Source organism: Photobacterium aquimaris (assembly GCF_002954455.1).
GTDB lineage: Bacteria > Pseudomonadota > Gammaproteobacteria > Enterobacterales > Vibrionaceae > Photobacterium > Photobacterium aquimaris.
Window position 1 is genome coordinate 175,080 of record NZ_MSCC01000001.1, and the last position, 25,263, is coordinate 200,342.

At 40.5% G+C, this 25,263-nt stretch carries 21 protein-coding genes and 1 other annotated feature; of the genes, 15 read left to right on the forward strand and 6 right to left on the reverse strand.

Features of this window, described 5'->3' with window-relative positions:
- The first annotated feature begins 206 nt into the window (after positions 1-206).
- Positions 207-330, forward strand: a sequence feature (Thr leader region).
- 74 nt (positions 331-404) lie between these two features.
- The 3 genes from thrA to thrC are packed head-to-tail and all read left to right on the forward strand — an operon-like array spanning position 405 to position 5,120.
- Complete coding sequence (gene thrA / locus BTN98_RS00675) at positions 405-2,864, forward strand: bifunctional aspartate kinase/homoserine dehydrogenase I (RefSeq protein ID WP_060997625.1); 2,460 nt, start codon at positions 405-407, stop codon at positions 2,862-2,864.
- A 1-nt stretch (position 2,865) separates the two neighbouring features.
- Positions 2,866-3,822, forward strand: a complete 957-nt coding sequence (gene thrB / locus BTN98_RS00680; RefSeq protein ID WP_060997626.1) for a homoserine kinase — start codon at positions 2,866-2,868, stop codon at positions 3,820-3,822.
- Positions 3,823-3,824: 2 nt separating this feature from the next.
- Positions 3,825-5,120: a threonine synthase gene (thrC, locus tag BTN98_RS00685; protein ID WP_060997627.1), complete on the forward strand. Its 1,296-nt coding sequence runs from the start codon at positions 3,825-3,827 to the stop codon at positions 5,118-5,120.
- Positions 5,121-5,216: 96 nt separating this feature from the next.
- Here thrC and grcA read toward each other — a convergent pair whose 3' ends face one another.
- Positions 5,217-5,594 carry an autonomous glycyl radical cofactor GrcA gene (gene grcA, locus BTN98_RS00690; RefSeq protein WP_060997628.1) on the reverse strand — a complete coding sequence of 126 codons (378 nt, stop codon included), beginning with the start codon at positions 5,592-5,594 and terminating at the stop codon, positions 5,217-5,219.
- A gap of 362 nt (positions 5,595-5,956) precedes the next feature.
- Here grcA and nfo point away from each other — a divergent pair, with 362 nt between their 5' ends.
- A complete protein-coding gene (nfo, locus tag BTN98_RS00695; RefSeq protein ID WP_060997629.1) occupies positions 5,957-6,805 on the forward strand; it encodes a deoxyribonuclease IV in 849 nt (282 codons plus the stop codon).
- A gap of 3 nt (positions 6,806-6,808) precedes the next feature.
- Entirely contained in the window at positions 6,809-7,471 is a 663-nt protein-coding gene (gene ung / locus BTN98_RS00700; protein ID WP_060997630.1) for a uracil-DNA glycosylase, read from the forward strand.
- A gap of 66 nt (positions 7,472-7,537) precedes the next feature.
- Here the strand turns inward: ung and BTN98_RS00705 are convergent, their stop codons facing one another.
- The gene (locus tag BTN98_RS00705) at positions 7,538-7,720 is read right to left on the reverse strand and encodes a DUF3545 family protein (protein ID WP_060997631.1); all 183 of its coding nucleotides are present in this window, start codon (positions 7,718-7,720) and stop codon (positions 7,538-7,540) included.
- A gap of 497 nt (positions 7,721-8,217) precedes the next feature.
- Here BTN98_RS00705 and BTN98_RS00710 point away from each other — a divergent pair, with 497 nt between their 5' ends.
- A complete protein-coding gene (locus BTN98_RS00710) occupies positions 8,218-9,666 on the forward strand; it encodes an alanine/glycine:cation symporter family protein (protein ID WP_060997632.1) in 1,449 nt (482 codons plus the stop codon).
- A gap of 108 nt (positions 9,667-9,774) precedes the next feature.
- Entirely contained in the window at positions 9,775-10,551 is a 777-nt protein-coding gene (gene yaaA / locus BTN98_RS00715) for a peroxide stress protein YaaA (RefSeq protein WP_060997633.1), read from the forward strand.
- 83 nt (positions 10,552-10,634) lie between these two features.
- Here yaaA and srmB read toward each other — a convergent pair whose 3' ends face one another.
- Together srmB and BTN98_RS00725 are read right to left on the reverse strand one after the other, a co-directional pair.
- Positions 10,635-11,885 (reverse strand): ATP-dependent RNA helicase SrmB, encoded by a 1,251-nt coding sequence (srmB, locus tag BTN98_RS00720; protein ID WP_060997634.1) that lies wholly within the window; start codon positions 11,883-11,885, stop codon positions 10,635-10,637.
- A gap of 195 nt (positions 11,886-12,080) precedes the next feature.
- Positions 12,081-12,791 carry a tRNA1(Val) (adenine(37)-N6)-methyltransferase gene (locus BTN98_RS00725; protein WP_060997635.1) on the reverse strand — a complete coding sequence of 237 codons (711 nt, stop codon included), beginning with the start codon at positions 12,789-12,791 and terminating at the stop codon, positions 12,081-12,083.
- A 374-nt stretch (positions 12,792-13,165) separates the two neighbouring features.
- Between BTN98_RS00725 and brnQ the strand changes: the two genes are divergently transcribed.
- Positions 13,166-14,482: a branched-chain amino acid transport system II carrier protein gene (gene brnQ, locus BTN98_RS00730; RefSeq protein WP_060997636.1), complete on the forward strand. Its 1,317-nt coding sequence runs from the start codon at positions 13,166-13,168 to the stop codon at positions 14,480-14,482.
- Positions 14,483-14,569: 87 nt separating this feature from the next.
- Here brnQ and fldB read toward each other — a convergent pair whose 3' ends face one another.
- On the reverse strand, positions 14,570-15,091 hold the full coding sequence (gene fldB / locus BTN98_RS00735) for a flavodoxin FldB (protein WP_060997637.1): 522 nt from the start codon (positions 15,089-15,091) through the stop codon (positions 14,570-14,572).
- A gap of 213 nt (positions 15,092-15,304) precedes the next feature.
- On the opposite strand from fldB, the gene xerD reads away from it, so the two are divergent.
- The 6 genes from xerD to BTN98_RS00765 all read left to right on the forward strand — a co-directional run bounded on the left by xerD (position 15,305) and on the right by BTN98_RS00765 (position 23,320).
- Entirely contained in the window at positions 15,305-16,201 is an 897-nt protein-coding gene (xerD, locus tag BTN98_RS00740; protein ID WP_060997638.1) for a site-specific tyrosine recombinase XerD, read from the forward strand.
- A 161-nt stretch (positions 16,202-16,362) separates the two neighbouring features.
- Positions 16,363-17,094 carry a bifunctional protein-disulfide isomerase/oxidoreductase DsbC gene (gene dsbC, locus BTN98_RS00745; RefSeq protein WP_060997639.1) on the forward strand — a complete coding sequence of 244 codons (732 nt, stop codon included), beginning with the start codon at positions 16,363-16,365 and terminating at the stop codon, positions 17,092-17,094.
- A gap of 114 nt (positions 17,095-17,208) precedes the next feature.
- Positions 17,209-18,933, forward strand: a complete 1,725-nt coding sequence (recJ, locus tag BTN98_RS00750; protein WP_060997640.1) for a single-stranded-DNA-specific exonuclease RecJ — start codon at positions 17,209-17,211, stop codon at positions 18,931-18,933.
- Between the two features lie 168 nt (positions 18,934-19,101).
- Positions 19,102-20,200, forward strand: a protein-coding gene (gene prfB / locus BTN98_RS00755; RefSeq protein ID WP_105029937.1) for a peptide chain release factor 2 whose coding sequence is annotated in 2 segments (ribosomal slippage) — positions 19,102-19,176 and positions 19,178-20,200 — 1,098 coding nt in all. Because the reading frame shifts where the segments join, the coding sequence is not laid out codon by codon here.
- Positions 20,201-20,232: 32 nt separating this feature from the next.
- Positions 20,233-21,741: a lysine--tRNA ligase gene (gene lysS, locus BTN98_RS00760; protein ID WP_060997641.1), complete on the forward strand. Its 1,509-nt coding sequence runs from the start codon at positions 20,233-20,235 to the stop codon at positions 21,739-21,741.
- Between the two features lie 235 nt (positions 21,742-21,976).
- The gene (locus BTN98_RS00765) at positions 21,977-23,320 is read left to right on the forward strand and encodes a sigma-54-dependent transcriptional regulator (RefSeq protein ID WP_231730666.1); all 1,344 of its coding nucleotides are present in this window, start codon (positions 21,977-21,979) and stop codon (positions 23,318-23,320) included.
- Positions 23,321-23,326: 6 nt separating this feature from the next.
- On the opposite strand, the gene mutH is transcribed toward BTN98_RS00765, so the two are convergent.
- Positions 23,327-23,992, reverse strand: coding sequence for a DNA mismatch repair endonuclease MutH (gene mutH, locus BTN98_RS00770; protein ID WP_060997642.1), 666 nt, complete (start codon positions 23,990-23,992; stop codon positions 23,327-23,329).
- A gap of 742 nt (positions 23,993-24,734) precedes the next feature.
- Here mutH and rppH point away from each other — a divergent pair.
- Positions 24,735-25,259, forward strand: coding sequence for an RNA pyrophosphohydrolase (rppH, locus tag BTN98_RS00775; protein ID WP_060997643.1), 525 nt, complete (start codon positions 24,735-24,737; stop codon positions 25,257-25,259).
- Positions 25,260-25,263: the final 4 nt, after the last annotated feature.

Here is a 25,263-nt window from a genome sequence, read left to right on the forward strand (position 1 = left end):
TATCTTCTATTGTTTATTACTATGCAATGCTCGTTAACGGACTGCAAATATTATTGTTGTTTTTTTAAACGATTAATTCACTCTGTTACGCACAATTCAAAAGTAGCTATGGTGTGATAATTGTAAAAACTTTATTGACTCTATATTACGATTCATGTAATCGTAAGGTAACAGCGTGTGAAAGAGAAATTGCAACGATGGCAAATATATCCCGTATTACTATCATCACCATTATTATGACCATTACCATTAACGGTGTTGGTGCGGGCTGATATGCGCAAGAATTACAACAAGCCCGCAACTCATAAAAGAGCTGCGGGCTTTTTTTTCAATTTAAATTCATCAGTATTGAGTAATGCTTGTTTACAGCAAGTAGTTCAGGATAGTCACTCGGGAGTTAGGGAATGCGAGTATTTAAATTTGGCGGTTCGTCATTAGCAAATGCAGAACGGTTTTTAAGAGCGGCAGATATTATTGCCAGTAATGCCAAACAAGGTGAAGTTGCAGTGGTGTTATCGGCACCCGGTAAAATCACTAATAACTTAGTTGCGGTGATTGACAGTGCGGTAAAGACAGGAAGTGCGACGCAACAAATCACGACATTAGAAACAGTTTTTAATGATCTTTTTGATGGCCTTAAAGCTCTTGAACCTCATTTTGAACAACAACTATTAACCACCAAATTAGCTGCAACGATCAAGCAATTACAACAATATGTCCATGGCATTCAATTATTAGGATTATGTCCTGATAATGTTTACGCTAAGGTGATCAGTAAAGGTGAGCGGTTATCGATTTTGGCAATGAAGTCATTATTAGAAGCCAAAGGCCAACCAGCAAGTTTGATTGATCCGGTTCAGTATTTATATGCTGAAGGCGATTACCTTGAAGCACATGTTGATATTGAAATTTCAACTCAAAATTTCCGCAATAACCCTTTACCTGCTAACCATGTTTGTATTATGCCTGGCTTTACTGCTGGTAATCGTCAAGGCGAATTAGTCACATTAGGTCGTAATGGCTCAGATTATTCAGCTGCAGTATTAGCGGCTTGTTTACGGGCTGATTGTTGTGAAATCTGGACAGATGTTGATGGTGTTTATAGCTGTGATCCGCGTTTAGTTCCCGATGCGCGTTTATTGAAATCATTAAGCTATCAAGAAGCGATGGAATTGTCTTATTTTGGCGCATCAGTATTGCACCCCAAAACCATTGCTCCGATTGCTCAATTCCATATTCCTTGCTTAATCAAAAATAGCTTTAATCCGCAAGGTGCGGGCACTCTGATTGGCCAAGATACGGGTGAAGATCAGCTGGATATCAAAGGAATTACAACCTTAAAAGATTTAACCATGGTTAACGTTTCTGGTCCAGGAATGAAAGGCATGGTCGGTATGGCGGCACGCGTATTTGGTGCAATGTCTACCGCTGGAGTATCGGTAGTATTAATTACGCAATCATCTTCTGAATACAGCATTAGTTTCTGTATTGAAACCGCCGATAAGCTTGCAGCTAAGAAAGCATTAATTGCTAGTTTTGAACTGGAACTAAAAGAAGGTTTATTAGAGCCAGTAGAATTTAGTGATGATTTATCGATTGTAACTTTAGTCGGTGACGGTATGCGTACCTCACATGGCGTAGCATCGCGTTTCTTTACTGCGCTAGCTGAAGTTGATGTCAATATTGTGGCGATTGCTCAAGGCTCTTCTGAGCGTGCTATTTCAGCGGTTATTCCACAAAATAAAGTCTCAGAGGCGGTTAAAGCCTGTCATGAAAACTTATTTAATAGCCAGCATACACTGGATGTATTTGTGGTCGGTGTCGGTGGCGTTGGCGGTGAGCTAATTGATCAAATTCACCGTCAACAACCAAAACTGTCTCAAAAAGGGATAGTGATTCGCGTCTGTGGTATGGCGAACAGTAAAGGTTTATTGCTTGATAGTAATGGCTTTGTTCTTGATAGCTGGCGCGATCTGATGGGATCTGTAAGTGAGCCGTTACAGCTTCAGCGTATGGTTGAGTTAGTGCGAAATAACCATATCATTAATCCGGTTATTATTGATTGTACCTCTGATCAAACCATTGCAGAACAATATGCTGATTATTTAGCTGCGGGCTTCCATGTCATTACCCCAAATAAGAAAGCCAATACTGCTAGCATGGCGTACTACCAACAATTACGCCAAGCAGCGCGTGTTGGTCACCGTAAGTTTATGTATGACACTACCGTCGGTGCTGGTCTACCAGTTATTGAAAACCTGCAGAATTTACTTGCAGCCGGTGATGAATTAGTGCGGTTCTCAGGTATTTTATCAGGCTCTCTTTCTTATATTTTTGGTAAGTTAGATGAAGGTATGAGCTTTAGTGAGGCGACAACAGTTGCACGTAATAATGGCTTTACTGAACCTGATGCGCGTGATGATCTGTCTGGAATGGACGTTGCCCGTAAACTTCTGATCTTAGCCCGTGAAGCCGGATTAGAATTAGAACTTGAAGATGTGGTTGTAGAACAAGCGCTACCGCCTGGTTTTGATGCTTCTGGTTCGGTGGATGAATTTATGGCACGACTGCCACAAGCAGATGCTTATTTTGCTGAATTAGCGGCTGAAGCGGCTAAAGAAGATAAAGTCTTACGTTATGTTGGTGAAATTGATAACGGTAATTGCAATGTCAAAATTGTGGCGGTTAACCCTGATGATCCAATGTTTAAAATTAAAGATGGTGAAAATGCATTGGCTTTCTACAGCCGTTATTACCAGCCGCTTCCATTAGTGTTACGTGGTTATGGTGCAGGTACTGAAGTAACTGCTGCAGGTGTGTTTGCTGATCTGATGCGTACATTAGGCTGGAAGCGAGGTATCTAACATGAGTGTTGTTGTTTATGCTCCTGCCTCGATTGGTAATGTCAGTGTTGGCTTTGATGTTTTAGGCGCCGCAGTGTCTCCTATTGATGGTTCATTACTGGGCGATCGAGTTGAGGTTGCCGCTGGTAAGGCTGCATTTAGTTTGCAATGTGTTGGTGCTTTTGTTGATAAGTTACCCCAACAAGCTGAACAAAATATTGTTTATCGCTGTTGGCAGGTGTTTGCACGTGAGCTTGACCGTAAGGGGATCACTTTACTACCAGTTGCCATAACGCTAGAAAAAAACATGCCGATTGGCTCTGGTTTAGGTTCAAGTGCCTGTTCGATTGTGGCGGCGCTTGATGCTTTGAACCAATACCATCAACAGCCGTTAACCAGTAATGAATTATTGGCCTTAATGGGAGAGATGGAAGGTGAAGTGTCTGGTAGTGTTCATTACGATAATGTCGCCCCTTGTTTCTTAGGCGGGCTGCAATTTATGGTGCAAGAAATGGACATTATTAGCCAACCAGTACCTTGTTTTGATGATTGGTATTGGGTAATGGCTTATCCAGGCATTAAAGTGCCAACAGCAGAAGCGCGCGCGATTTTACCGGCGCAATATCGGCGTCAAGATGTGATTGCTCATGGACGTTATCTGGGAGGTTTTATTCATGCTTGCCATTCTCAGCAGCCATTACTTGCCGCAAAAATGATCCATGATGTTGTTGCTGAACCTTACCGTGAAAAGTTATTACCTAAATTTAATCAAGCGCGAAAATATGCCCTTGAAGCTGGGGCTATTGCGAGCGGTATTTCTGGTTCTGGACCGACGATGTTTAGCATCTGTACCAATCTTGAGGTTGCACAACGGTTAGCAAAGTGGCTAACCACTAATTATGTCCAAAATGATGAAGGTTTTGTTCATGTTTGTCAGCTTGATAAACAAGGCGCAAAAGTCACAGGGAGTGAGTTATAACCATGAAATTGTATAATCTAAAACAACATCAACAGCAGGTTTCATTTGGTCAGGCTGTACGTCAAGGACTAGGACGTAATCAAGGACTATTCTTTCCAGCAGAACTCCCTCAATTTAGCGATATTGATGCATTGTTAGAGATGGATTTTGTCACTCGTAGTAGCAAGATCCTTTCTGCTTTTATCGGTGATGAATTAAGTGAAGAAACCGTTAGTCAAATGGTTGATAGTGCTTTTCAATTCCCAGCACCTATCAATAAAGTAAAAGACGGTGTGTATGCGTTAGAGTTGTTTCATGGCCCTACATTGGCGTTTAAAGATTTTGGTGGCCGTTTTATGGCGCAATCACTAGCTGCAGTAACAGCAGATAGTGAAACTGATATCACGATTTTAACCGCCACCTCTGGTGATACAGGAGCTGCGGTTGCCCATGCTTTTTATGGTATGGATAATATCAAGGTCGTGATTTTATATCCTAAAGGTAAGATCAGTCCATTACAGGAAAAGATGTTCTGTACACTAGGTAATAACATTACCACGGTTGCGATTAATGGTACTTTTGATGACTGTCAGGCGTTAGTCAAGCAAGCATTTGATGATGCTAAATTACGTGAAGATATTGGCTTAAATTCAGCAAACTCAATTAATATTAGCCGCTTAATGGCGCAGATTTGTTACTACTTTGAAGCCGTTGCTCAACTACCTAAAGCGGAACGTGAACAATTAGTCATTTCAGTACCTAGTGGTAACTTTGGTAATTTAACCGCGGGTTTATTGGCTAAATCATTAGGTTTACCCGTAAAACGTTTTATTGCTGCAACCAATGTTAATGATACCGTTCCGCGTTATTTAAAAACCGGTGACTGGGCCCCTAAAGCGACCGTTGCCACGATTTCAAATGCAATGGATGTTAGTCAACCTAATAACTGGCCACGTATCGAAGAATTATGCCAGCTCAAAGGATGGGGATTAAACCAATTGGGCTATGGTGCGGTTGATGATCAGCAAACTGCGGTAACATTAAAGCAAATGTATGCTGATGGTTATTTGTGTGAGCCACATGGTGCGATTGCTTACAATGTACTTGAGCAACAATTAGCAGCGGATGAAACAGGCCTGTTCTTGTGTACAGCACATCCTGCGAAGTTTAAAGATGTGGTTGATGATATTTTAGCGACTGATATTGAGTTACCAGCGCCACTCGCAAAACATAATGCGATGCCGTTACTTTCATTAGAGGCTAATAATGATTTTACTGCGATTAAGGACATTTTATATTCGGTACAACCGACTAAATAAGGTCTGCTCGTAGCATGAATGACAAAAAGGAGCCATAAGGCTCCTTTTTTATTGCAGCATCTTGCTCTAATCAAGACACTTGCACTAAGGCCTAAATTATAGGCTGTTAGTGAAAGTACGAGCGATAACGTCTTGCTGCTGTTCTGTTGTTAGTGAGTTAAAGCGTACAGCATAACCTGATACACGAATCGTTAGCTGTGGGTATTTCTCTGGGTGTGCAGCAGCATCTACTAGTGTTTCACGCTTAAGAACGTTAACGTTCAAGTGTTGACCACCTTCGATTTTTGCTGGAGCTTCGATAGCTAGTTCACGGTACTCAATGTCACCAAGATCTGCTTGTGCGATAACTTGGTCAGCTTCGTAGTTGCCAGACGCACAAACACAACGCGCTTCGTTAGACTCGCTATCTAGGATCCAGATTGAGTTTAGTAGATCATCGTTTGCTGCTTTAGTAATTTGAATACCAGTAATCATAACTTTTCTCCAAGAAAATTGTTGTTAATTTATTCGTTTTTGTATTGAGCTACCTATTATATAACCCGTAATGCACTTTTGGGTATTGATGTAGATCAAGTTACTACAAAAAACCTTAAATATAATAAGGCTGTTTTATTGAGCTAGGTCAATCTAACTGCATTTTAGCTGGGAATCAACTAAAATTAGTAAATTTAAAAAATAATTTTAATGTTATTTTGTTGTAAAATAACAACATTTCATACCATCCCTATATACCATTGGTGAATGTGTTGTCATTTTATATGGGTTTTTATGTTAATTTTTTCGAGTGACATTAGCGTTATTAATATGTTGCTTGATGGTTATTTTTGAGGGTGATTATGAAATTAATTGGAGCACATGTGTCAGCGGCTGGTGGTGTGTTTAATGCCCCAGCTAACGCCAAGGCTATAAATGCAACGGCATTCGCATTGTTCACCAAGAACCAACGTCAATGGCAAGCAAAGCCATTAGATGCTGCTACCATCTCGGCATTTAAGGCCCGTTGTCTGCAACTTGGTTTTGATGCAAATGCTATTTTGCCGCATGACTCTTATTTAATTAATTTAGGTGCGCCAGAAACTGACAAGCTAGAAAAGTCACGGTTAGCATTTATTGATGAAATGCAGCGTTGTCAGCAATTAGGTTTACATTTATTGAACTTTCATCCAGGCAGTCATTTAAAGAAAATTTCTGAAACAGAATGTTTAAGATTAATTGCAGAATCAATTAATTTAGCCCATCAGCAAGTTGATGATGTGATAGCAGTGATCGAAAATACTGCCGGTCAAGGATCTAACTTAGGTTGGCGTTTTGAGCATTTAGCCGAAATTATTTCGCAAGTAGACGATAAATCACGTATCGGGGTGTGCATTGATACTTGTCATACCTTTGCTGCTGGTTATGATTTGCGAACAATGGAAGCGACACAAGCGACCTTTGCTGAATTTGATCAAGTGGTCGGTATGCAATATTTACGCGCGATGCACTTAAATGATTCCAAAGGTGAGTTAGGCAGTCGCTTAGATCGTCATCATAGTTTGGGTGAGGGCGCGATTGGATGGGACTGTTTTCGTTTCTTAATGCAAGACAGTCGATTTAATAATATGCCGCTAATATTAGAAACCATTAACCCTGATATCTGGCAGCATGAAATTGCGATGTTACGTAGTTTTGCAACAGAGGAATAATTAATGACAGCAAGTTGGCAAGCATTTATCAAGCAGCAGCAACAATTACCGTATTTTAAGGATATTGAGCAAGCAGTGACACTTGCTCGCGCTGAAGGTAAAACGGTTTTTCCTCCTCAGAAAGATATATTTAACGCGTTTACAACCACGCCACTAATGGCGACCAAAGTAGTGATTTTAGGTCAAGATCCTTATCATGGCCCAAATCAAGCTCATGGATTGAGTTTTTCGGTATTACCCGGTGTAAAAACACCGCCATCATTGGCTAATATGTATAAAGAATTGGCGACTGATATTGACGGATTTACTATTCCTGAACAGGGATATTTACAGTCATGGGCAGAGCAAGGGGTGTTATTACTTAATACCGTATTAACTGTCGAGCAAGGTAACGCCCATTCCCATGCTAAAATTGGTTGGGAAACATTTACTGATCGCGCTATTGAATATATTAATGATAATACTGAAGGGGTGATTTTTTTATTGTGGGGTGCCCATGCTCAGAAAAAAGGTAAAAAAATAGATTCCAACCGACATCATGTTCTGACCTCAGCCCATCCATCACCATTGTCTGCTTATCGTGGCTTTTTTGGTTGCAAGCACTTCTCTGCGACCAATACGTTATTAGTTACGATGAATAAAACGCCGATTGATTGGCAATTATAATCGTGCGGTAAATATTACTTACAAGAATAAAACGGCCAGCAATGAAGCTGGCCATTATGGTTGTTACTAAAAATCAAAATCATCACTATTGAAACTACCGCACATATCCATATCTTGTAGTTCTCGACGCAGTCTTTGACGATCTTTTAAGGCTTCAATTTCACGCCATTTTCTCTTCTCAGGTTTTGCGCGAGAGCGGCGTGAAACTGTATCCGTAGTCATCATATCGTCGAATGCAAAGCTATCCATAAAGCACCTATTCCTACTTTTCGCTTGATGTAAGCGATCAGATTACTTATTACCATAGAATGACTCACAATAAAATTGAACCGTTTCGCATTTGTTACTAAAAGATGAAATATTTATGTGCATAACGTCACGAATGGTGATTATTAGGTTAAATATTGGCCGGTTATAGTGTTAAATAATGATTTTATAGCTTTGGGGACGTTATGTTATCAGAGCTGCTTATAACATAAGATTTATCGATGATTTAAGGTCGGTAATCATTGCTTTTTTATTATTAGTGGATTAAGTAACACACTGTAAAAATAATGAGAATGATATTATTTTTATTTAATAAAGGTTTTATACTTTAATAGTAAAGTTATAGCTTAAATTAATTATAAATCATAACGAATATCTATAAGGTATTATTGTTGTGACCGTCAGGGTTCTTTTTCGCGACAGAAAGCAGCGTAAGTTAGGCTTTATACCATTCTTTATCGATCAGTGAAGGCATCAATTTGAACAGTCAAATTAACTTTATCAATGATTTATTGTGGGGCTCGATATTGATATATTTGCTAATTGGTATTGGCATTTATTTTACTTATCGACTTGATTTTATTCAATTTAGTCATTTTAAGCATATGTTTGCGGTAATGAAAAATAGCCGCAAATCGGATTCGGCGGGAATTTCTTCTTTTCAAGCTTTATGTACCAGTCTCGCTGCAAGAGTTGGCACTGGTAATATGGCTGGAGTAGCAGTAGCGTTAACACTGGGTGGCCCTGGAGCTATTTTTTGGATGTGGCTAATTGCTATGCTCGGCATGGCAACTGCTTTTGCGGAAAGCACATTAGCACAATTGTATAAAACTCGTGACGATGATGGCAATTATCGTGGCGGGCCTGCCTATTATATGGAACGTGGCTTGGGAATGCGCTGGATGGGAGTGATGTTTTCTATCTTTCTTATCATCGCTTTTGGGCTGGTTTTTAATGCGGTACAAGCTAATTCAATCACTCAGGCGACTGAAGTTGCCTTTGGGTGGCAGCCACAATATGTTGGTTTAGGGCTAGTTGTATTGACCGGAATGATTATTTTTGGTGGTATGCGAGCAATTGCACGAACTGCTGAGATTTTAGTGCCGACAATGGCGCTGTGTTATCTTGGTTTAGCATTATTTATTATGCTGACTAATATCGAGCAACTGCCACATATATTAATGCTTATTTTTCGTAGTGCATTTGGGCTTGAAGAAGCAGCCTCTGGCGCGTTGGGGTATACCATTGCTCAGGGTATGATTAATGGCTTAAAACGCGGTTTGTTTTCCAATGAAGCAGGTATGGGCTCAGCACCTAATGCCGCAGCATCTGCAACCCCTTACCCTCCTCATCCCGCTTCGCAAGGTTATGTGCAAATGCTGGGCGTGTTTATGGACACTATTGTTATTTGTTCTGCAACCGTGGCAATTATTTTAATGTCAGGTGAATATGAACCGTATAGTAGTATTACTGGCATTGCATTAACCCAACAAGCAGTTAGTTCACAAGTCGGTGATTGGGGCGGTATTTTTATTGCGATTGCGATTTTCTTTTTCTCATTTACCTCATTAATAGCCAATTATTCTTATGCCGAAACCAACCTGATTTTTTTAGAACGCAATCATAAAGTTGGGCTAAATGTTTTTCGAATGGTAGTGCTATGCATGGTGATGTTTGGTGCACTGGCTGATCTACCAACAGTGTGGGCGATGGCTGATATTTCAATGGGGATGATGGCAATGATTAACTTGGCTGCAATAGTATTGCTTTCAGGCACGGTGATTAAGTTAGCTCAAGATTACAATAAGCAATTATCACTTGGAAAAGTACCAACATTCAATCGCCAAGACTACCCAGAATTATTGGGTCAACTTGAAGATGGTGTCTGGGATCAATCTTGTTCGTCATCGAAGACAACAATACGCTAATTGTTGTTATACCTATTAATAAAATAGTAATAACCTTCATGGTTGATGATGGTTTTTTAAAGTGATGGTGGTAGTCTAGTTGCGTCAGACTTTAAAGGAAAAAGCCTTATGTTAATCGTGGTATCACCAGCAAAAACGTTAGATTATGAATCGCCATTGGCAACATCAACATTTACGTTACCAGAGCTTACGGATCATTCTGCTGAACTGATTGATGTCTGCCGTGAACTTACGCCAATGGATATTGCAAGCTTAATGAAGGTCAGTGATAAAATTGCTGGACTAAATGCAGCTCGTTTTGCTGAGTGGCAGCCTCAATTTACTCAAGACAATGCACGTCAGGCAATATTGGCTTTTAAAGGCGATGTTTATACCGGTCTTGCAGCTGAAACGATGACACAAGAGCAGTTTGCTTATGCTCAACAGCATTTACGCATGCTGTCTGGTTTATATGGTTTATTACGTCCATTAGATTTGATGCAACCTTATCGTCTTGAGATGGGGACCAAATTAACCAATCCTCGTGGAACTAATTTGTATCAGTTCTGGGGCGATATTATTACTGATAAATTGAATCAAGCATTAGCAGAACAAGGCGATGATATTCTGATCAATCTTGCATCTAATGAATATTTTAAAGCGGTGAAACCAAAGCAGTTGAATGCTCAATTAATCACACCAATTTTTAAAGATTGCAAGAATGGCACTTATAAAGTGATTAGTTTTTACGCTAAAAAAGCCCGTGGCATGATGGTGCGTTACATTATTGATAACCAAATCACCTCGATTGAAGCCTTAAAGAAATTTGATTGCGCAGGTTATTATTTCGTAGCAGCAGAATCAACGGCGAAAGAATTGGTGTTTAAGCGCGAACAGCAAAACTAACATTGCTATCGTTTGTTAAGATCAAAAAAAGGCCAACGTCTTAGCGTTGGCCTTATTATTTTATCTATGTTGTAAAAGAGAAATTACGACTTAGCTTGGCTTTTTTTAGCTGCTTGTTTGATTTTCTTTTTCGCTTTCGCTTCTTTTACTTTTTTATTTACTTTTTTCTTTTTCTTGGCTGTGCTTGGTTTTTTGGTCTGTGGACGCAAGCCATGAATAAAGCGTTCTTGAATTTCTTCTTTCATGTAGCGACTAATACGCTCGATCATACCTTGGTCATGTGCTTCAACTAAGGCGATGGCAGTACCTTTCTTACCAGCACGTGCAGTACGACCAATACGGTGTACATATACTTCAGCTGTACGTGGTAGATCAAAGTTAATCACATGGCTAACATCGGGTAAATCAATACCACGAGCAGCAACGTCTGTCGCAATTAATACGTTCACGACACCATCACGGAAACGGGTGATCATATTAGTACGCGCAGCTTGTGCCATTTCACCTTGAATCCAGTTACAAGGGATACCCATTGCGTCTAATTGACTGCGAAGGATAGCTAGACGCTCACGTGTTTTCACAAAGATGATGGTGCGTTCAGCTTGATCTTTAATGATGTTTTCTAATAGAGCGAGTTTGTGCTCCATATTGTCACAGCGCAGGTACATCTGGTGGATCTTCTTACGCTCACGGCGAGAAGGATCAGCATTGACTTCAAGTGGTTCATTCAGAATAGTTTCTGAGAACTCACGTACGCCTTTACCCTCTAAGGTTGCCGAGAATAATAAGCTCTGACGACGCCAGCGACATTCATGGTTGATGCGCTCAACAATTTTACCAAAGCCCATATCCAACATACGGTCAGCTTCATCAAGAATTAGACATTCAATTGCACGGCAATCAAATTTCTCTGACTCAATGTATTCCATTAAACGACCTGGTGTTGCCACAACGATATCTTGCGTTTTGCCTAGTAGCTCAGCGTGCTCATCGTAAGAGATACCACCAGTAATGGTAAATATTTTTAAGTTAGTGTATTTAGCCAGCGCACGCGCATGCTCAGTAACTTGAATCGCTAATTCACGAGTAGGGGTTAAGATCAGTACACGTGCAGGCCCCGGTTTTTTACGCGGGAAATCTTGCAAGTGCTGAATCATTGGCAGTAAAAACGCGGCTGTTTTTCCGGTCCCTGTTGGTGCAGAAGCCATGACATCTTTACCGTCAAGGGCATGAGGGATAGCCTGCGCTTGAACTACGGTTGGGCGGCTATAGCCGATCTCGTCAATCGCTCGTAATAGCTCGCTATCTAACTCTAATTCGGAAAAGTCTTTCACCAGTTATCTCTCCCAAGACAAATGCTAAATATGTTCTCGTCACTGTGCTTTTAAAGCGTAACCAGAACATGGGTATTTATATTAAGGGGCGGCATTATATCCACTCTTGGCGTAAGTAACACCGATTAAAACATAAAAACTTCAGTTAATGATCAATATTCACCATTATAGAATTAAGTTTTATGCTGTTAGCGATTACATTTTTAAGTAAAAATCTTTAGTAAGTGCAATAAAATCAGATGAATAGCTGTTTTCAGTATGAATGCAAAGCTGGTGTTGCTCAGTAATGGCACAATTTTTTGTTAATTCAATCAATGTGCGCATAAACGGTTTATGTGGTGTCGAACGAACATCACAACGGCGTTGGCAGTATAAACCGTATGCCGCAGCTTGAGTGAGCAGTTGCTGGCCTTCATAAGTCGGTAGAATAAGACTGGCACAGCCATCAGTGGTTAACAAATGACGAATAGTCGCCAATAACTGTTGGTGACTAAGAGTATCGGTATGGCGTGCAGTCGCGCGGTGTTGTTGTTGTGCCTGCTGACCAGTATTAAAATAAGGTGGATTACAAATAATACTATCAATCGATTCAGCTGCAATAGCTTGACACCAGTGAGTAATGTCACTGTCAATGCATTGTAAGCGAGACTGCCACGGTGATGCTGCAAAGTTAGCCGTTGCGGCGGTGACGGCTGCGGCATCTAATTCAATCGCAGTGATCATTGCTGTAGATGTACGCTGTGCAGCCATTAATGCTAATAAGCCACTACCGGTACCAATATCAACAATATGCCCTTGCTGCGGTAATCTTGCCCACGCGCCTAATAATACTCCATCGGTACTGATTGGCATGCCGCAACCGTGATCATTGATAGTAAATTGTTTAAAACTAAAGCTGCGACTCATGATGGATCCTTGGGTGACAGTATTACTGTTAGGGTTCATAAAGCATATAAAACGATGGTGATATAATCAAAAAATCACACTTGATAATAAACTGTTTATTTGTTGTTAATCAGTTGTTATATCTTTTTTGTAAGTATGGTATTTATGGTTTAAAATGGCTTTTTATTTTGTTTTTTGGTTTTAAATTGGTTGTTAGTTTCGGTTTATTCGCTGCTTAACTGGATTATATGGTGTTTTTATCTGGTCTATTGCTAAGGGTACTATTTTTAGTCATTATGCTACGAGGCACAATAATTATAGCGATATATATTAGGTGCTACTTATTATAAAAAATGCAGACACAATATAACCCATTAGCGAGTGGAAGGTGCAGTTTGAAAAAAACACTCAAAGTAACAGATATTATCGCGCTAGGCTTTATGACCTTTGCGTTCTTTTTAGGTGCGGGCAACATCATTTTTCCACCGTTAGCAGGACAGCTAGCTGGTGATAATATGTTACTTGCAATGTCAGGCTTTTTAGTTACTGCGGTTGGCTTACCTTTAATTGGTATTATCGCTGTCGCTATTGCAGGTGGTGGTTGGAGTGGGTTAACCCGTGATTTACCGTCAAAAGTAGCAACATTAATGGCGGTATTGATTTTTATCATTATTGGCCCTGCGTTCGCTGCACCTCGTACCGGTCTTGTTGCCTATGAAATGGCTGTTAAACCGTTTATTACTGATGCGAGTCAAACCAGCTTAACTATTTTTTCTATCCTTTTTTTTGCTGTAGCACTGTTTTTTGCTTGGTCTCGCGGTAAATTGATCGACATGATCGGTAAGTTTTTAACACCGGCTTTATTTGTAGTATTGACGATACTTGCGATTGCTGTGTTCATGAATCCACAAGGCAGTATTATTGCAGCGCAAGGTGAATATATCACTCAACCGTTTACCAAAGGTTTCCTTGAAGGCTACAACACCATGGATACTTTTGCGGCGCTGATGTTTGGTATGTTGATTGTTGATGTGATTCGAAGCAAAGGCATCACTGATGATAAGACTACCTGTACATATCTTATCTATGCGGGCTTAATTGCTGCAGCAGGTTTAGCGTTTGTGTATGTGTCATTGTTTTATCTTGGCGCGACCAGTGCGAGTATTGCGGCTGGTGTCGGTAATGGCGGTGCTATTTTAACGACTTATGTGATGGCGTTATTTGGCTCAACGGGACAAATTATTTTATCGAGCATTGTATTGCTAGCATGTTTAACTACCGCGATAGGCCTAATCAGTGCGTGTGCTGATTACTTTAGTACCCTAACACCACTATCTTATAAAAAGTGGGCAGTACTATTAGCTATCGTGTGTGCAATTGTGGCAAATGTTGGTTTAAATATGCTGATTTCATTGTCGATACCCGTATTATTTGCCTTGTACCCTGTCGCGATTGCTCTGGTAGCATTAACTTTAGTGCGTAAATGGTTACCAAATCCACGTTTAGCCTACCGTGTGGTTCTGTTAGTTTCTTTTATCTTTAGTATGATTGATGTGGCGAAGTACTTGCAGTTTGATGTATCAATGTTCAGTAGCTTACCACTATTTAATTACGGTATGGGCTGGGTATTACCAACCTTGATTGCACTGGTGATAACCCGCTTTGTCGGTGTTAAGACCAACAATAATCATAGCGATACTGTTGCTGTGTAATAACACTGTTATTGTTAAACAAAAAAGGGATGCCATATTATATTGGCGTCCCTTTTTTATATGGTATCGTTTATCGCCGTTAAGCTCTTATGGTAGTTGTGCGTATTCCAGCATAATCTGTTCGCACCATTGTTCAATGCGGGCATCACTTAATTCATATTGGCTATCTTCATCTAACGCTAAACCGACAAAAAATTGTTCATCTGCAGTTAACGCTTTTGATGCTTGAAATTGGTAGCTGTCATCATTGGGCCAATAACCGATAAATTGCACCCCAGTGGAGCAGAGTTGATCGTGCAACATGCCCATCGCATCTAAAAACCACTCGGTATAACCTTCCTGATCGCCAAGACCAAACAGTGCTACTGTTTTTTGTTGTAATTGTAAACTATCGAGTTGTTGCCACACTGCTTCCCAATCTTCTTGGATTTCACCAAAGTCCCAGGTTGAAATGCCTAAAATCAACATGTCATATTGGTTCATTTCTGCTACTGGCGTGTGCTTAATGTTATGTAATTCAATGAGTTCAGCCCCGAGGCAATCACGAATTTTTTCTGCTGCCATTTCGGTATAGCAGGTGGTTGAGCCATAAAACAAACCAATTTTCATGTCGTGTACCCTGTGTGCGTATTATTAGATTAAAGTGTACTCGTTATTGTTGTTTGAGCTCAAGACTCGGCTGGCATTGAAAGCGATAAGTTTAAGATTAATAAACAGAGAACGAGGTTACTTTTCAGAATAAATATCCTATCATGCGCTAATTACTGTGTTTTTATCCATGTATTTAAACCGTCTTATGACACAGCTTATGGCGAGGTAAAAATGGTAACCGACGATGTTATTATTGAACGCTTTCTCGATGCGATGTGGATGGAGCGAGGGTTATCTGAAAATACTCTTGCTTCTTATCGTAATGATTTAAAAAAATTACAGCAATGGATGCAACAGCAAAATATTGCGCTATCTCAGGCTTCGATTGATGATTTACAACGTTATCAATTATGGCTATTTGATCAAGATTATAAACAAACATCACGGGCACGAATGGTGTCCGCTATTCGACGTTTATTTCAATATTTGTACCGTGAAAAAGTGCGCGTAGATGATCCTAGTGCGATGCTTGTTACGCCTAAATTGCCACAACGGCTACCTAAAGATCTTACCGAAGCGCAAGTTGATGCCTTATTAGAAGCGCCTGATGTTAATGACCCGCTGCAATTGCGTGATAAGGCAATGTTGGAGTTATTGTATGCCACCGGGCTGCGTGTGACAGAGTTAGTAACTTTAACCATGGATAAAGTCAGCTTACGTCAAGGTGTTGTGAGGGTAACAGGTAAAGGTGATAAAGAACGTTTAGTGCCAATGGGTGAAAATGCCGTTGATTGGATTGAGCAGTTTATTGACAGTGGTCGGCCAGTATTATTAGGTGAAAAAAGTTCAGATGTGTTATTTCCTAGCCGACGAGCAAGGCAAATGACACGCCAAACATTTTGGCATCGAATTAAATATTATGCGGTGTTAGCTGGCATTGATGCCGATACTTTATCACCCCATGTAATGCGGCATGCATTTGCGACTCACTTGCTTAATTACGGCGCAGATTTGCGAGTGGTACAAATGTTGCTTGGTCATAGTGATCTATCAACCACTCAAATATATACCCATGTTGCGACGGAAAGATTGAAACAATTGCATCAAAGCCACCATCCTCGTGCATAATTATGAGATATTGTTAGATAAAACTAGCGATAATATTTGTATTTAGGGATACTTCATTTATGCTGCGGACATAAAAATAGTAGTGTAATTGAAACTATATAGTTGTGATCTCGGTCTGTAGTTATATCGAGATAGTCATCATTTTAAAAGGGAATAACAAGATGCATTTTATTCGTCGCACCGTGCTGGCTACGGCTGTTGCACTGACTGCTTTTTCTGCGGTTGCAAAACCTGATGTAGCAGCTATCACTAAGCAACTTTCAAATATTGGTTTAACGCCAAGCTCAATTACAGCCTCACCGATGGCGGGAGTTAATGAAGTTGTGACTGAACGTGGTGTTGTGTATGCCTCTGATGACGGACAATATTTCTTAGCGGGGCATTTATACCAAAATACTGGTGTTGAGCCGATTAATTTAACTGAGCAAAAAATGGCACAGTTAAATAAAGCTAAATTGGCGGGTATGGATAAAGACATGATTGTTTATCCTGCTAAAAATGAAAAATATGTGGTGACTGTGTTTACAGACACCAGCTGTGGTTATTGCCGTAAATTGCATAATGAAATGCAAGGTTATAACGATGCCGGTATTACAGTACGTTACCTTGCTTTCCCACGCGGTGGCGAGCGTTCAAGTAACTTCAGCCAAATGAGTGCGATTTGGGGCGCTAAAGATCGTGCTAAAGCGATGCATGACGCGAAAAATGGCACTTTTGATGAATCAAAGATCACGCCACGTCCTGATTTAGTGATGGAGCAATATCAATTAGGTGTTGCGATGGGGGTTAATGGAACGCCTGCAATCGTACTAGAAGATGGCACGATGATCCCTGGCTACCAACCGCCAGCAGCATTGCTACAGTTATTAGATAGCAAAGCAAAAGCTAACTAACTGATAACCCACTGCGCCATTGAATATAAAGCCTGATACTGATATCAGGCTTTTTTGTTGGTGGTGATTTGGTTAAGATGAAAAGATAATCATTCCCTTAAAGAAGCCGTTATTATGATAGAAATAAAGCGTCGTCCTGTTGCCGATCCTCAAGGCTTCTCTAGTGCAATCCCCGCTATTTTACAACGTATTTATGCCAGTCGTGGTATTAGCAATGACGCTGAGCTGGAACGCGGCGCTAAAGGGCTACTTAACTATAACCAACTTCACGGTATGAGCGATGCTGTTAAATTGTTAGTGACGGCATTGGCTAATAATACCCGTATTATTATTGTCGGTGATTTTGATGCCGATGGTGCCACTAGCTCAGCATTATCTGTTTTGGCTTTAAAAATGTTGGGCTGTCGTAATGTCGATTATTTAGTTCCGAATCGATTTGATGACGGTTATGGTTTAAGCCCTGATGTAGCGCAACAAGCGATTGAGCGTGGGGCTGAGTTGATCATGACGGTTGATAACGGTGTTTCTTCGATTAGCGGTGTTGCAGCAGCAAAAGCACAAGGGGTAAAAGTGCTGGTTACCGATCATCACTTGCCTGGTGATTGTTTACCTGAAGCTGACGCGATGGTGAACCCAAACCTTGGCCAATGTGGCTTTCCATCAAAAGCATTATGCGGCGTTGGGGTGGCGTTTTATTTAATGTTAGCGCTACGGGCTGAATTACGTAATAACGGCTGGTTTGAACAACAAGCGCTAGCCGTTCCTAATCTGGCTGAACTGCTTGATTTAGTCGCATTAGGCACCGTTGCTGATGTGGTGGCATTAGACGGTAATAACCGTATTTTAGTCCATCAAGGATTACAACGTATTCGTGCTGGTAAATGTCGCCCTGGTATTCAGGCGTTAATTGAAGTTGCCAACCGTGATCCAGCGCGGTTAGTGGCTAGCGATCTTGGGTTTGCATTAGGGCCACGTATTAATGCTGCTGGGCGCTTAGATGATATGTCATTTGGGGTTGAGTTATTATTGTGTGACAACATTCAAGCGGCGCGTCGCATGGCATCAGAACTTGATGCACTTAATCAAACCCGCAAAGAAATCGAACAAGGAATGAAAGAAGAAGGCCTAGCGATTTGTGAGAGGTTGCAGTTTAACCACCAGAATATGCCTTATGGATTAGTGCTGTTTCAACGTGATTGGCATCAAGGGGTGATTGGTATTTTAGCTTCGCGAATCAAAGATAAATACCATCGCCCAGTGATTGCATTTGCTGATGCAGGCAACGACGAAATCAAAGGTTCGTGTCGTTCTATTGTGGGATTGCATATGCGTGATGTATTGGATGTGGTTGATACTCAACATCCTGGAATGATTTTAAAGTTTGGTGGTCATGCAATGGCGGCAGGATTAACCATTCCGGAATCACAATTAGAGGCGTTTAGTGTTGCCTTTGATACCGCGGTACGACAAGTTCTTGATGAAGATGCACTCCAAGGTGTTTTGCTTAGTGATGGCGAATTACAATCTAATGAATTAACACTTGAGACCGCAGAAATTCTGCGTGCAGGTGGGCCGTGGGGGCAGCAATTTCCGGAGCCGACCTTTGACGGTACGTTTCGACTATTACATCAAAAGCTGGTGGCGGGTAAACATCTAAAAATGATGGTTGAGCCGTTAGCGGGTGGTAGCGTCATTGATGCAATTGCATTTAACGTCGATCTAAAGCGTTGGCCAGATGCTTCAGTGCAACAGATTGAGTTAGTGTATCGTCTAGATGTCAATGAGTTTCGCGGTAACCGTAGTGTACAATTGATGGTTGAACACTTGGCGGCGAAATAATACTAATTCGGTTATGAAGTGATTAATGGTGAGGATCTTGGTGTTTTCAGTCTAGATTGTCACCATATTTTGATTAATTTTCTGATAACCTTTCTCTCCCTCTGTATATTCTATCTACAATTCGATAGAATCTTGCGGTTATATCTATTTCGGTAATGAAGCGTGGCGATGTTCGAAATTAATCCTATTAAAAACCGACTTGAGGATGTGTCAGCACGTACTGATATCCTTAGGGGGTACCTTTGACTATGATGCTAAACAAGAGCGTCTAGAAGAGGTAAATGCAGAACTAGAGCAACCAGATGTATGGAATGAACCTGAACGCGCTCAAGCGTTAGGTAAAGAACGTGCAGCGTTGGAAGCGGTAGTTGAAACTATTGACCAATTAGACCAAGGCGTTGAAGACGTTGAGGGCTTACTTGAGTTAGCGGTTGAAGAAGACGATCAAGAAACCTTTGATGAGATTGAACCTGAGTTAGCTGAGCTTGAAGCTAAGTTAGCTAAGTTAGAATTTCGTCGTATGTTTGCTGGCGATCATGATAGTTCTGATTGCTATCTCGACCTTCAAGCAGGCTCTGGTGGTACTGAAGCACAAGATTGGACTTCAATGATGCTGCGCATGTACTTGCGTTGGGCAGATGCGAAAGGTTTTAAAACCGAAATCATTGAAATCTCTGATGGTGATGTTGCTGGTCTGAAATCTGTTACTGTTCGTATTAGCGGAGAGTATGCTTATGGTTGGTTACGTACTGAAACCGGTGTACACCGTTTAGTTCGTAAATCACCGTTTGACTCCGGCGGTCGTCGCCATACTTCGTTTGCTTCAGCATTTGTGTATCCAGAAATTGATGACAATATAGTTATTGATATCAACCCTTCTGATTTACGTATCGACGTATACCGCGCATCTGGTGCCGGTGGTCAGCACGTAAACACCACTGAATCGGCAGTACGTATTACGCACATGCCAACCAATATTGTGGTGCAGTGTCAGAACGATCGCTCTCAGCATAAGAATAAAGATCAAGCAATGAAGCAGTTAAAAGCAAAATTGTTTGAATATGAAATGCAAAAGCAAAATGCTGAAAAACAAGCCAGTGAAGATACTAAATCTGACATTGGTTGGGGTAGTCAAATCCGTTCTTATGTATTGGATGACTCCCGCATTAAAGATTTACGTACTGGGGTGGAAAACAGAAACACCCAAGCAGTACTGGACGGTGATTTAGACCGTTTTATTGAAGCAAGCTTGAAATCAGGTCTGTAACTGAATTTCAGTAAAATTTTAAGGGTTCCCCCATGACTGACCAAGTACAAGATGAGAATAAACTGATTGCAGAGCGTCGCGCGAAACTGGATATGATTCGCGAAAACTGCAAAGCAAATGGCCACCCAAACGATTTCCGTCGTGATAGCTTAGCGGCTGATCTACAAGCAAAATACGGTGAGATGACCAAGGAAGAGCTTGAACAAGCTGGTCATGTATTTGCAATCGCTGGTCGTGTTATGGCTAAGCGTGGTCCTTTCCTAGCTATTCAGGATGTGTCTGGCCGTATTCAGGCTTATGCATCTAAAGATGTTCAGAAAGAGCTAAAAGCGAAATATTCTGGTCTAGATATCGGTGACATCATCGGTGTTAAAGGGGTACTGCAAAAATCTGGTAAAGGTGATCTTTACGTTGAGATGGATAACTACGAGTTGCTAACTAAAGCACTACGTCCATTACCAGAAAAATTCCATGGTCTAACTGACCAAGAGATGCGTTACCGTCAGCGTTATGTTGATCTGATTGTGAATGATGATTCTCGTCGTGCATTTGTGATCCGTTCAAAAGTTGTTTCAGCTATTCGTAGCTTCATGGTAACTAAAGGTTTCATGGAAGTTGAAACACCAATGATGCACGTGATCCCTGGTGGTGCAACAGCACGTCCTTTTATCACGCACCATAACGCACTTGATATCGACATGTACCTACGTGTTGCACCTGAGCTTTACCTTAAGCGTCTAGTGGTTGGCGGTTTTGAGCGTGTATTTGAAATCAACCGTAACTTCCGTAACGAAGGTCTATCTCCTCGTCATAATCCAGAATTCACAATGATGGAATTCTACATGGCGTATGCAGATTACAATGATCTGATGGATATCACAGAAGAAATGCTAAGCAGCATCGCAATTGATGTATTAGGTTCTTCTAAAATGCCATACGGTGAGTTCGAAGTTGAATTCGCAGGTCCTTATACTCGCATGAGCATGTTGGATGCAATTAAGCAATACAACCCAGATCACGCAGAAATCCAAGCATTAACTTACGAAGGCGTTGCTGATCGTGAGCTAATGGTTAAGATCGCAAAATCTGTTCATGTTGACGTAGAAAGCTTCTGGACATGTGGTCAATTACTTGAAGAAATCTTTGGTGAAACAGCTGAGCCTCAACTAATGCAACCGACGTTTATTACTGAATACCCTGCTGATATTTCTCCACTTGCGCGTCGTAACGATGAAAACCCATTCATTACTGACCGTTTTGAATTCTTCATCGGTGGTCGTGAAGTAGCGAATGGTTTCTCTGAGCTTAACGATGCTCAAGATCAAGACCAACGCTTTAAAGCACAGGTTAACGCTAAAGATGCTGGTGATGATGAAGCAATGTACTACGACGCAGACTACATTACTGCGCTAGAGCATGGTTTACCACCAACAGCAGGCCAAGGTATTGGTATTGACCGTTTAGTGATGCTATTTACTAACACACATACTATTCGTGATGTTATTTTGTTCCCAGCAATGCGCCCACAAACAAATAACTAATTGAATTATTATAAAAAGCCATCGCTCAGTGCGGTGGCTTTTTTTTGGCTTTTTTTTGTTAAAAGGAGTCAATAAAGTGACAAATAGCAATTTGTGAGACCGCAATATAGCTAACATTATTATTTTATATAGGCTTAATCATATTATAGTAAACAAGTTGCATTTGTTCGTATATCATTAATAAAGTAGTAGTTAAGTCAAATATAAGATAATTGCTTTATTCAAGGAGGGATAAATGACAATTGGAATGGTAAAAAAAGCACAAACTGTGATTTCTAATACCTTGGTTGTTTTTGGTGGCAGTAATCAAAATTGGTTACTTGCAATGGAAGCCGCTGGTTGGTTATGTCACCGTTGTTATGATTTGCGTACCGCAGAAACATTATTGTTAGAGATTGGCCCCTGTATTGGTGTAGTTGATCTTAGCCATGATGATTTTAGTATTCATAGTTTTTCAGCAATGGTGAATCGTAATAAACAAGTGCGTTGGATTGCGATTGTGCGTGATGATCAATTGAACAATGAAGCTATCGGTCAATTTATCGTTAATTTTTGTCTTGATTATTTTTCTGTTCCTATTCCTCCAGAGCGGTTACAACAAACCATAGGTCACCAGATTGGTATGCTCAACCTGGAACGTCAAGTATGGCCACAATTAGGTAATTTTGGTCAACAAGGGCTGCAGGGCTCGACGGCGGTAATGAAAAAATTACGTGATCAAGTTAAGCGGATTGCATTAAGTGATGTACCTGTCGTTATTAGTGGTGAAATTGGTACTGGCAAAATATTAGTAGCAGACGCTATTTTTCAAGCTTCAGCGCGCGCCAAACAACAGGTAATACGAGTTAATTGTGAAACCATGACTGCAGATTGGCAGATTGAAACTGTCAGTGGTACTGAGTCGGTATTTGAAGCTGCAAATAATGGTGTACTGGTATTAGAAGAGTTTACCGCGTTAACCGATGCTTGCCAGCAGGCGTTATATCAAGTATTGGCTGAAGGGTATTACTACAATCAAGCGGGTGAGGCGACTACTGTTGATATTCGCGTTATTTCTATTACCAAGTATTCATTTGATTATTTAGTTACTTTAACGACATTACGACGTGAATTATATTTTCGCTTAAACGTCGTATCATTAACGGTGCCGACATTGCGTGAACGTGGCGATGATATTATTGTTTTAGCTGAATTTTTATTATTAAAATATGCACGTCAGTATAATAGTGTGGCTAAGTCTTTATCGGAACAAGCGCAAGCAATGCTATTGCAATATCCGTGGCCAGGTAATGTGCAAGAGCTTATTTGCCAAATTAAGCGTGCAGTATTACTCGCAGAAAATAAATGTATTGAAGCAGAACAATTAGATATACCGCGCTTAGTTGATGATAAATTAAGCTTGAAAAAAGTGCGCGAAGAATCTGAACGTAATGCATTATTAACCGTATTAGAAAATAATAAAGGTCAAATTTCTGCCGCAGCACGAGAGCTGGGGGTATCAAGAGCGACGATGTATCGATTATTAAACAAACATGAGCTTATTCCGCCACCGCGTTGTTTTCGTCAAGGCCATGCGTAAAGTTGGCTAAATAAAATGTCGTTGTAATAATTGTGCAGTAAATTGTTTTTTTAAATAAAAGCCACGGGGTAGGGTTTTAATTGGTTGGCCATTAGTACCATAGGCTTCGGTTAGTGCTTTACTGTTGGCAGCTTTTGGGCGTAATTGTAGAACTTCACCATGACGGGCAGTGATTGATTCTACTTGACCTAATACAATCAGATCCATCAACTCTTCCCAATCTTGCTGTAATTGTTGTTCTTCTTCTGCACTTGGGCTCCATAATAGTGCAGATCCAACATGACGATCTTCAAGTGGAATATCACGCTCTCCTTCAACGGGGACCCATAATACGCGTGCCAGTTTTTGCCTAATATGACTACTTTTCCACTGTAAACCTTGTACGCCAATTAATGGTGCAACACAGACAAAGGTAGTTTCTAATGGCTTACCTTGATAGCTGATTGGAATCGTTTTTAGTTCAATGCCAAGTTCAATAAAATCAGGTACAGGCTTGCTACCTGCAGTTGCTCCTAAATGCCATTCTAATAATTGCCCAACCCAGCCTTTATCACGCTTAAGGTTTGGCGGTGGAATTATTCCAGCCTGAGTCGCTAATTCACCCAGTGTCATGCCTGCCAATTGGTGGGCGCGATAAAGTAATTCGGCTTCTGTTTTTGGTTTGGGTTGCATCGAATGTTGGCTCATAAAATATTGTGATAGTACCAATAGTAAAGATGGTATTGGCTGATAATACTATCATATTAGTCGCAGTTTTAGCTGAAGATCTGCGATGATCGTTATGAGGAATAAGGGATTATTATTGATCATGTGAGTTGCAGAAATAGAATAATGACTGTTGATTGTCTGGTAATGAGTAACTTATGGCAGTTATTTAGCGCTAAGATCAAAATAAAAAGATATCCACAGCTTTTTTTTAAAAAATATTTTTTCAGGTTAACTGAGTGTTTATACAGTGTGGTGGTGGAATAATATTCGTTATGGTGCGATCTTGCTCACCACTAAAAGCCACCATTTGTGGATAACGCCATTGTTGGTTGATCTTTAACCGATCGTTTTTTGGCGATGTGAAAGTTAGCTTTATTTTTATTTATTATGAACTTAACTTGCACATATCTATTTGATTATCATTGTTAATTTTGATTTTAATTTGTTTTTTGTTGGGTGTAATAAAATTTTTTTCAATCACTTAAATATGCTTTTTTTAGGTTTCTGCACAAATCTATCCACAGAAAGAGTGAATAAATGTGGGGTATGTCTCACTTAGCTGTTGGTAAAGTGGTCATTATGCAAAGTTATCCCAAATATGGTTTAAATTGAGTAAAACTGATCGATATTAATGAATGTTTGTTTACCGATCCCGTCTACTATGAAAAAATCACTATTAATAGATATTTATACTTGAGGTCGTCCAGTGATTGATGGCGATGGATACCGCCCTAATGTAGGGATCGTTATCTGCAATGGCCATGGCCAGGTATTTTGGGCTCGACGATATGGACAACATTCTTGGCAGTTTCCGCAAGGTGGTATTGATGAAGGTGAAACCCCTGAACAGGCCATGTATCGTGAATTGTATGAAGAAGTAGGATTAACCAAAAAAGATGTCAGGATTATTGCGTCAAGCCGTCATTGGTTACGTTATAAATTACCTAAGCGTCTTGTGCGGTGGGATTCAAAACCTGTTTGTATCGGTCAAAAGCAAAAGTGGTTTTTGCTGAGTTTAGAATGCGATGAGTCCAAGGTTAATATGCAGCGTGGTGCTACACCAGAGTTTGATGGTTGGCGTTGGGTAAGTTATTGGTACCCAGTAAGACAAGTGGTGTCTTTTAAGCGTGATGTATACCGTCGTGCATTAAAAGAGTTTGCCGCTGTCGCAATGCCATTTAAAGAATGGAAAGAACGTAAATTTAAACGCACAAAGAGTAAGCGTAATTAGCAAA

Bases quoted from the DNA above. Each gene is read 5' to 3' on its own strand.
- thrC (WP_060997627.1), top strand. From the start codon at position 3,825: ATGAAATTGTATAATCTAAAACAACATCAACAGCAGGTTTCATTTGGT.
- ung (WP_060997630.1), top strand. From the start codon at position 6,809: ATGACAGCAAGTTGGCAAGCATTTATCAAGCAGCAGCAACAATTACCG.
- BTN98_RS00765 (WP_231730666.1), top strand. From the start codon at position 21,977: ATGACAATTGGAATGGTAAAAAAAGCACAAACTGTGATTTCTAATACC.
- fldB (WP_060997637.1), bottom strand. From the start codon at position 15,091: ATGAAAATTGGTTTGTTTTATGGCTCAACCACCTGCTATACCGAAATG.
- xerD (WP_060997638.1), top strand. From the start codon at position 15,305: ATGGTAACCGACGATGTTATTATTGAACGCTTTCTCGATGCGATGTGG.
- recJ (WP_060997640.1), top strand. From the start codon at position 17,209: ATGATAGAAATAAAGCGTCGTCCTGTTGCCGATCCTCAAGGCTTCTCT.
- dsbC (WP_060997639.1), top strand. From the start codon at position 16,363: ATGCATTTTATTCGTCGCACCGTGCTGGCTACGGCTGTTGCACTGACT.
- mutH (WP_060997642.1), bottom strand. From the start codon at position 23,992: ATGCAACCCAAACCAAAAACAGAAGCCGAATTACTTTATCGCGCCCAC.
- grcA (WP_060997628.1), bottom strand. From the start codon at position 5,594: ATGATTACTGGTATTCAAATTACTAAAGCAGCAAACGATGATCTACTA.
- thrA (WP_060997625.1), top strand. From the start codon at position 405: ATGCGAGTATTTAAATTTGGCGGTTCGTCATTAGCAAATGCAGAACGG.
- nfo (WP_060997629.1), top strand. From the start codon at position 5,957: ATGAAATTAATTGGAGCACATGTGTCAGCGGCTGGTGGTGTGTTTAAT.
- BTN98_RS00725 (WP_060997635.1), bottom strand. From the start codon at position 12,791: ATGAGTCGCAGCTTTAGTTTTAAACAATTTACTATCAATGATCACGGT.
- lysS (WP_060997641.1), top strand. From the start codon at position 20,233: ATGACTGACCAAGTACAAGATGAGAATAAACTGATTGCAGAGCGTCGC.
- yaaA (WP_060997633.1), top strand. From the start codon at position 9,775: ATGTTAATCGTGGTATCACCAGCAAAAACGTTAGATTATGAATCGCCA.
- thrB (WP_060997626.1), top strand. From the start codon at position 2,866: ATGAGTGTTGTTGTTTATGCTCCTGCCTCGATTGGTAATGTCAGTGTT.
- BTN98_RS00705 (WP_060997631.1), bottom strand. From the start codon at position 7,720: ATGGATAGCTTTGCATTCGACGATATGATGACTACGGATACAGTTTCA.